The following is a 6,523-nucleotide window of genomic DNA, read 5'->3' on the forward strand; positions in this document are numbered from 1 at the left end:
CTACCTGTAACAATACCAATAAAAGATTATTATCCACAGTGGGTTGATTCTATGGGATGGATGGATAAATTGGTACTGTTTATCATATGCCTGGTCGCTTTTTTTGGTATGGCGGGGGGAGCTTTGATGGGACCAGTACTGCCTGCTATGGTAGAACCGTTAAATACATCCCGTGAAGCGGTTGGATGGGTTCTGGGAGTTTATACATTTTCAACAGCACTATTTATGTTGATTCTGGGTGTAGTTACAGACAGAATAGGTCGTAAAAAGGTACTCATTCCCTGCCTTTTAATAAATGGAATAGCTGGACTGGCAGGATATTTTGCTCCAAGTCTGACATCACTTCTTGTGGTCAGGTTTATACAGGGAATTGGTGTTGCAGGTATGATGCCTGTGGGAATGACCATGATTGGTGAACTCTATGAAGGTCTTGACCGAGTTCATGCGATGGGTAGGATGAGCATGACTACAGCAGTGGGGTCTGTATCAGCACCACTTATAGGGGGAACTCTTGCGGTATTAGGATGGAACTATCCTTTTTTGTTCTATGGGTTAACAATCCCGCTTGCACTGGCTGCAGTTTTTGTGCTGCCTGAAACTAATTCACGCAATCCAAAACAAAAAACCGGATTTATGCATATGTTCCAATCTCTAAAAGACAACAGAGTGGTATATACGGTATTCCTGAGTTTTGCAGTTTTTTTCCTTTTGTATACCATTGTAATCTACGTGCCCTTTATACTAAAGGATAATTTCGGATTCACATCACAGGGAGCAGGTCTAGCATTTGGTGTGCAGGGTGCATCGATGGTAATTTTTGCATCACAGGCAAAGCGTTTGGCGTCAAAATACCCCAATTATGTTATACTGGGAATTGGGTTTGCTTTGCTTGGTATTGCTGTTGCAGGAATGTCTGGTGTTTATTCAATACCAGTAGTATTTTTGTTATTGTTGGTATTTGGTGTTGGTTTTGGAATGGTACAACCGCTTTTGAATACATTGGTTACCCAGGTAGTACCCAGAGAAACTATGGGCAGTGTCGTCTCACTGTTCAATACAATGAAGTATGTAGGACAAACTGCAGCACCTGCGGTACTTGGTTTGATATTATTAAATTCCAATCTTGTAACAGTCTTTATATCATCAAGTTTGCTAGGGTTTTCAGTGGCATTCTCAGCCTATATCATGAGACACAGATTTGTAGCAGAAACCTGAATTATTGAACAATTGTAAAGGGAACCATTGTAAAGCAGAGAAGACCCAGTATGAAGGTGATTACTCCTATTGTCAGTCTTCTTTTATCTAGGTCTATACTATCTTCCATGGGTTCTGGATGACCTGCCATGGTGAAAAACGACAATATAAGCCCCCATACCAGCCATATTGACCCGTTTTCATTCAAGAAATAATTTACATAAAGACCAATTCCAAGTAGTAAAAACGGCATGAATGATGATATATATCTGGACTTGTCACCAACCATTGCTCTTAATACATGTCCGCCGTCGAGCTGACCTGCCGGAAGAAGATTCAACAGTGTGATAAACATTCCTACCCATCCTGCAAAAGCGACCGGATGAATCGTATAGCCAACAGTTCCGGTAAGTTCCATAAGGAATAAAAACAGTGGCGGGAGACCCAGTTCCAGCATAAAGGATTGCTGAGTATTCTGTGAAACGGGATTTAATGTTAATCCTATAATGGTTACAATTATCGATACAATAAGACCTATCAGCGGTCCAGAAACACCAACATCAAACAGGGATTTTCTGTCAGGTATGATACCCCTGTGTTTTATAACAGCACCCATGGTTCCGATAATTGTGGGGAACGGGATGAAATAGGGTAGTGATGTACGCATTCCATGCCATCGTGCCGCCATATAATGCCCCATTTCGTGTGAACCCAGTACAGTCATTATAGCTATGGTGAATGGAAGTCCTTTGATGATTTGTAATGGATTGTCAACAAAATCCACTCCAAACATTGTAGCACCTGCAAACATGGTTGTGAAAAACGTAGCAACTGCAAGTCCCAGATTGATGTGGACTTTCTCCTTTTTCTCTACATATGGAGATGCGGCAATAATATGTTCACCGAGTTCTGATTTGATGTGAAGCTGATATCCTTTATTTGCAAACAATTTCCAGAGGCTTTTGTAAATGGTTTTAAGGTCAAATTTAGGAGTTCCGTAAAAGTACAGGTTCTTATCATGCCCACTTCTAATCTCATAAACGTTAAAAACCGGGTATATGTACTTGTAAAGCTCATTGACAGTGTCATCTGATAATTGTTTTTGTTTGTCTGGGTCTGGTTTCATTTTTGATTAAAGTTTTATTATTCAATTATTTTGATATAGCTGTTATCTCCATCAACTTTTACCAGTGTACCATTTGTTAAATACGTATATGGGTCACTGCCCAGCTTGTCGACTAAAGGAATTCCTGATATAATGGCACCTACAGCTACAATAGGTTCGGATTCGATATTTATCATTGCGGCAGGAGCTACATTATTTTTGCTCAACTGGTAGAGTACATAGGAACCTACAGTTGAGCCTTTGCCGTGGGGAAAAATAAGGACCTTGCCTTTTATGGATTTATTGAAAAGTTCATGACTTGGTTCTACAACGATTCCGGTCTCAGGGTCAACATTACCCAGAAATGATATAGTATCACTTGTGATAAGTACTTCACCTTCTGCAACTCCTCCGGAAATTGTCCTACAATTAATATTAGATTTTATTGGAATCACCCGCTTCCTTGATACATTTTTCTAAACTGCCAAACTTCGAGGGGATTTTGCACATACCCGGTACATAGTTTAAAGCTTTGCCTGAATTAACCATCATGAGTTTATAGTTCTCACTTGCCGGTGATACGATCATACAGGTATCACATACTATCATAGCACCGCTTTTCTCAATTCTGTCAACAATCAGTGGGTTGTTTTCTGCAACTTCTCTGGATGTACATATCCATACGTCTTTATCAACCTGTTTATTTTCCAGCAGATGTGCGATGTATTCCAGTTCACTTCTTGAGCAATGAGGGCATCCAAGGGCTATGATTTCATCGTCACCTTGGATACTGGAATTTGTTTCATATACTTCCTGTATTTGTTCAGTTTCAATTGTGATATTTTCTACCGGATCTTCAAATTCAATATTCTGGATTTCTGGGGTTACTCCATTCACATGATACAGGGCAACTGCACCGGTTGCAGCCATTGCTGCACCAAGAGCTTTTAGTTCATCTGATGATGGTTTATTGTTAAGGTAGAAAATCGGAACTCTTTTGCCTACCATTTTTCCTACTTGGTAACCAAGTGCACCATAATCAGAACCTGTAAGTTCACTTTCAACAGCTATAGAAATGTCGGGAATTCTGTTCTCATCCAGATGGTATCCGTAATTGGCTGTTTTTCCTATAAGTGCGGCAGATAGTGCAGAAGGACCACCTTCCCGATTTGTCTTTGCACCGATTACTGAATTTGCATATGATACAGCAGAGGATTCACTCCAGGCCAGATGGTCACTGTATCTGGTATCAAAACCTCCCAGATAGTAAGGAGTACAGGTACATTTGGTATTGACACCCAATTTTTTGTATGCATCGATGATTTCCTGCTGTTTTCTGGCGAATTCATCGGAAATACCCATCTTGTCCCAGTTTTGAAGATCCATACCGGCAGGGTTCAAAACAGCAGGCACTTTAACTTCTCCATTCAGGTCTGATATCCATTCCAGTCCTGCATCTCCGATGGTTTTGTAGGACACACCTGCAATCTGGGCATTTTTAACAGGAACCAGACTATCGGCATTGTAGATGTCACCCAGAGCTACAAGGATCTCTATTGCTTTCTGCAATGTTTCTCCATGTTCACCGTTTAGAATATTTTCTTCTTCCTTTGTAAGATACATATTGGATTCTCTATTATTTTATTCAGGTATACTGGCTCGCTCGAATTTTTCTGATTCCTTTAATACTTTGGTTGCATCAAGTCCAATTTTGGTTGTAGTACCGTCTGATTTACCTCTGGGGTCAAGCGAGCTGCCACGTACATTTGGAACAATAAGAGTATCAGAATCTCCTTTGACCCGGGTTGCGATTGCAAATTCGATATCATCGGAATCAAATATGTTGATATCATCGTCCACGACCACAACATGCTTGAGACTGGTATGGGCGGCAAAGGCTGCCATTATGGCATTTTTACCATCGCCCTCTGTTTGTTTTTCAATCTGTACAACAGCATGCAGATAACAGCATCCACCCTCAGTAAGAACTACATTCTTAACAGTGGTCACTTCTCCAACAGCACTGTAAATTTTTGGTTCATAGGGTATACCCATCATGAGCAGGTGTTCAGGACCTGCAGGAAGGATGCCGTGGTACAGTGGATTTTTGCGGTGCATAATTTTTGTGATGGTGATAACAGGTTCTGGTCGTACATGGTCATAGGTTCCTGTAATATCTACAAATGGACCTTCATCAGCTTTCTCATCAGGCTCGATATACCCTTCAAGCACGATCTCTGAATGCGGAACCTTAATGCCATTATCACATTCAAAAAGTTCTACAGCATTTCCACGTAATGCAGCGGCATATTCAAATTCTTTTCCAGTTGGTACACGGGTAGTAGATGCAAAACCAATTACCGGATCGGCACCTATTACGATGGCAACAGGCAACCTTTTATCTTTTTCAGATGCTTTTTTGTGCAGTAAATAGGTGTGTCTTGGGGGTACCAGACGTGCAGCCAGTTTGTTTTTCCCAATAACCATAAGCCTGTGGATGGATGCATTTGTCGTATCTTCATATTCAGATACCACTACCCCGGCAGTGATATATGTTCCACCATCCCTTTCAAAATGGGTCATTATAGGAAGTTTTGTAAGGTCAACCTCCTCTTCAACAATCTCTTTTGTAGGGGAATTGTTAACGACTATAACTTCACCATCTGGTTTTATGTTTGAGAGTTTTTGTATAATGCTGTCTTTAGATATACCAAACAGTGATGCAAGTTCATCCCTTGAACCTAAAAGGTTCATAACCGCTTTACTGCCATCAACATCATGGAATAAAACCGGTGAACCAGTATCTCTGGCAATCCGTGGCGCTTCAAAATTTCTGGATACGGAATATGTAATTTCCACCAATTTTCCATCATTTTTGAGCTTGTCTACAAAACTTCTAAAACTCATTCTATCTAATCTGTAAAAATCAGGTGAAACAATATATACATTATCCTATTTTATGTCAATTAGATATTGTGCTTTAGTTTAGTTTAGATTCTGTTATCCATGTAATATATGTCTCGTTTACCCTGTTTTACCTGTTCTTTTATGGCATCCATCTTTTGTTTTATCTGAGATTTATTGTACGGTTTCCTTTTTGAAGATTTCAATGCTACCACCAGAATTACCAGCAGTTTTGAATACATATTTTTGTTTGCATTTTTTGTACAAACACATAAAACATCCTGCAGTAAGTTTGCACTCCCTTAAACCATCAGTTATACGATTGTATCAACAGTTAACAGTTAACAGTTAATTATGCGCATTTTATCTATATAATAATTATCTTTGTTTGAACCAAGCAGGGACTGTTCAGTTAATGAACCTCTCAGCAATTTCAGGAAGTTTTCCTTTTTCCGCGGTTTCAGCAAATCCGGGATACATAGAAGTTATTTCGTATTCTTCTCCTGAAATTGAATCCTTAAGATTATCAACAGTGTTTCCGCACGCAGGTACATCCACATCAAGGTTTACCTTGTTTGGTCCGCCTCCACTTTTCTTTTTCAGTTCGTTTATCAATTTTAGCATCCATTTGGCGTGTTCTCTTTCATTCTCTGCGGTGTTGATAAAGATTTCAGATATATGTTCATATCCTTCTTCCTTTGCAACTTTTGCAAAATTGGTATAGCGATTCCTTGCAAGGCTTTCGCCTATGAATGCTTTTGTCATGTTCTCTATAGTTTTGTCCATAGGAATCCCCTGATATAACATGTACTATATGTAAGTTATATTTTATCCTTCACTTATATGTCAAATTAAAACAAGAATCAGGGATCAATTCACAACTTTTTGCATTAGGATTTAAAAATCTATGAGCACGATTTTCTTTTAAATGCACACAAATCATGGATTTATGGTGTAAACTGTGGACATGGTTTATATTTATTTGTTCATCAATGTATAATAATCGGAGATATAAAAACGGATGTATAATATCTCCACAAAAACGGAAAAACGGTTTGCTCCATTGTTGGATGGGCTCACTCCTCTTGCCTGCTTAAGCAAGTTGGATGGTAAAAACGGAAATTTGGGCTATACCCCATAGTCTGATACCCCAACTCCTCAAGAAACAGGGTATATGTTCCCTGTTTCCGATTTTTCTTGACTTTACTTGTTTTTATATCAAATATAATTTTTGATATATTGTATTGTATTGTATGAGATTATCTAATTAGCTCATAATTTCACCCATTCTAGTTTGATGATATTTTCTCATACATAATT

At 39.1% G+C, this 6,523-nt stretch carries 7 protein-coding genes; 1 reads left to right on the plus strand and 6 read right to left on the minus strand.

The features are described from left to right. The coding region (locus ACLFMM_RS08590) for an MFS transporter (RefSeq protein WP_410808322.1) at positions 1 to 1,215 on the plus strand (1,215 nt) is incomplete at its 5' end. 1 nt (position 1,216) lies between these two features. Here ACLFMM_RS08590 and ACLFMM_RS08595 read toward each other — a convergent pair. The 6 genes from ACLFMM_RS08595 to ACLFMM_RS08620 all read right to left on the minus strand — a co-directional run bounded on the left by ACLFMM_RS08595 (position 1,217) and on the right by ACLFMM_RS08620 (position 5,989). Next, the gene (locus ACLFMM_RS08595) at positions 1,217 to 2,320 is read right to left on the minus strand and encodes a site-2 protease family protein (protein ID WP_410808323.1); all 1,104 of its coding nucleotides are present in this window, start codon (positions 2,318 to 2,320) and stop codon (positions 1,217 to 1,219) included. Positions 2,321 to 2,337: 17 nt separating this feature from the next. Further along, a complete protein-coding gene (locus tag ACLFMM_RS08600; RefSeq protein ID WP_410808324.1) occupies positions 2,338 to 2,754 on the minus strand; it encodes a DUF126 domain-containing protein in 417 nt (138 codons plus the stop codon). Further along, positions 2,735 to 3,922, minus strand: a complete 1,188-nt coding sequence (locus ACLFMM_RS08605; protein WP_410808325.1) for an aconitase X — start codon at positions 3,920 to 3,922, stop codon at positions 2,735 to 2,737. Before ACLFMM_RS08605 ends, ACLFMM_RS08600 begins: the two co-directional genes overlap by 20 nt. 18 nt (positions 3,923 to 3,940) lie before the next feature. Then, a complete protein-coding gene (locus tag ACLFMM_RS08610; protein WP_410808326.1) occupies positions 3,941 to 5,206 on the minus strand; it encodes a UbiD family decarboxylase in 1,266 nt (421 codons plus the stop codon). Between the two features lie 83 nt (positions 5,207 to 5,289). After that, a complete protein-coding gene (locus tag ACLFMM_RS08615; protein WP_410808327.1) occupies positions 5,290 to 5,445 on the minus strand; it encodes a hypothetical protein in 156 nt (51 codons plus the stop codon). 166 nt (positions 5,446 to 5,611) lie between these two features. Further along, positions 5,612 to 5,989, minus strand: coding sequence for a rubrerythrin family protein (locus ACLFMM_RS08620; RefSeq protein ID WP_410808328.1), 378 nt, complete (start codon positions 5,987 to 5,989; stop codon positions 5,612 to 5,614). Positions 5,990 to 6,523: the final 534 nt, after the last annotated feature.

Source organism: Methanohalobium sp. (assembly GCF_046546175.1).
Taxonomy (GTDB): Archaea; Halobacteriota; Methanosarcinia; order Methanosarcinales; family Methanosarcinaceae; genus Methanohalobium.

Bases quoted from the DNA above. Each gene is read 5' to 3' on its own strand.
- ACLFMM_RS08605 (WP_410808325.1), bottom strand. From the start codon at position 3,922: ATGTATCTTACAAAGGAAGAAGAAAATATTCTAAACGGTGAACATGGA.
- ACLFMM_RS08615 (WP_410808327.1), bottom strand. From the start codon at position 5,445: ATGTATTCAAAACTGCTGGTAATTCTGGTGGTAGCATTGAAATCTTCA.
- ACLFMM_RS08595 (WP_410808323.1), bottom strand. From the start codon at position 2,320: ATGAAACCAGACCCAGACAAACAAAAACAATTATCAGATGACACTGTC.
- ACLFMM_RS08610 (WP_410808326.1), bottom strand. From the start codon at position 5,206: ATGAGTTTTAGAAGTTTTGTAGACAAGCTCAAAAATGATGGAAAATTG.
- ACLFMM_RS08620 (WP_410808328.1), bottom strand. From the start codon at position 5,989: ATGGACAAAACTATAGAGAACATGACAAAAGCATTCATAGGCGAAAGC.